The organism is Paenibacillus sp. 01T422, from assembly GCF_056398785.1.
In genome coordinates this window covers 1-1,698 of the sequence record NZ_JBFTQB010001139.1, presented here as the reverse complement: position 1 = coordinate 1,698, position 1,698 = coordinate 1, and the positions used below count along the sequence as shown (strand labels likewise).

Sequence of the window (1,698 nt, the reverse complement as noted above, 5' to 3'; positions counted from 1 at the left end):
CTACTTGGTTCATTTAAGCGTTCGGCTTCGGTCATTGCACATGCTTTACGCAACCTATCCGTTCAGGGACTTCGGGTTTGTCAGGTTCAAGTGCTTACGAATGGGATTGAAACCTATGAGAATCTTATACGATCCATACAAAACGCCCAAAAGTCAATTGATTTGGAATATTATATTTTTCGGAATGATAATATTGGCAGGCGAATTACGGAACTACTGCTAGAACGGGCGGAGTCAGGTGTAAAGGTTCGTTTTCTCAGAGACGGCTGGGGGAGCCGTAAATTTCCCCGGAGACAATTGAATAGAATGCTAGATGCAGGCATTGATTGCCGGGCTATATTTCCATTGCGTTCCCCTTGGATATTTGCCAATTTGACTTACCGGGATCATTGTAAAATCGTAATTATCGATGGCAAGGAGGCTTTTACAGGCGGTATTAATGTCGGAGATGAGTATACAGGATCGAAGCCGAACATTGGATTTTGGCGTGATACTCATATACGAATCGTAGGTGAATCCTCAGCTGATTTACATACTATTTTCCAAGTCCATTGGAGTATTTCCGTGGCGGAACAGACGAACCAACAAGTCAAAAAAATGCGAAAAGCCGCTCATCGTACACGACCCATATCACAAACTATTGATTCCCCTGGGAGGTCAGATCTTTTAACGCAAGAATGGGCTTCTGAGCTGGGGACAAAAGGTACTGACGAAGTCACTCTCGTAGATAAACATGCGTTACATCATGCGTACGTACAGACATTTGAAGGCAATCCTGGAATCCCTACTCCAATCATCAGGGAAGTCTATTTCAATTGCCTAACCCAAGCAGTTCAAAGCATTGATATCTCAACCCCTTACTTTGTGCCCGACGCGGATATCATCATAGCGATAAAAACAGCAGTGGCCCGCGGTGTTCGTGTAAGGCTATTGGTTCCTAGCCAAGTTGAACTCTCAACCATGATCGTGGGCGCAGCAAGCCGCACCTATTACGGTGATTTGTTGGAAGCTGGTGTTAATATCTATCAGTATAACAAAGGTATGCTGCATGCAAAGGTGATGATCATCGATGGGGAGATTGCTGTTGTGGGCTCCGCCAACTTTGATATGAGAAGTATGCGCCTGAATTATGAGGTTTGTGAAGTTATTTACAGTTCCGACGTGGCAAGAAAACTTGCAGAGCAATTCGATCAAGATCTCACTGACTCCATACACTTGCGTATGGAAGATGTGCTGCAGCGGTCCCCTGTACAACGCATTTTAGATCAAGGAGCCCGCCTGCTAGCCCCACTTTTATAATGGCGTTCGCGCTCCATGTAGTCATATCCGGCCTTGGATATTTAATTATCTCCAGTTCCGAACCTTTCGCGCCTCTGAGAGCGGGCGATTTCGACCTCGCGATTACGGGGGCGGCATTAGTTCTAGATGTATTGATCTCACACGGTTTTTTAATTGAAAAATCCTTTCAGACTTCGTAAGAAAGTATTAGACTGACTTCAAAAAAAATAGCGGCAGCCATGAACGTGAGATGCTCCCCTTACTTATTTTCACCAAAATGCTAGAAAACTCCTGAGTTTACTGGCTTTCTGCTGTCTCCCAACATTTGAAATAGACAATAAAAGTTTTGACATTACTGTTGGATGACAAATTGGTTTGAACTAGACAATATAGTTTGAAGTAATGAGGCGTTCACTCGAT

At 44.1% G+C, this 1,698-nt stretch carries 1 protein-coding gene; it reads left to right on the top strand.

Annotated features, from left to right (window positions below):
* The coding region (locus tag AC1DUA_RS36505; RefSeq protein WP_477504386.1) for a phospholipase D-like domain-containing protein at positions 1-1,299 on the top strand (1,299 nt) is incomplete at its 5' end.
* Positions 1,300-1,698 lie beyond the last annotated feature (399 nt).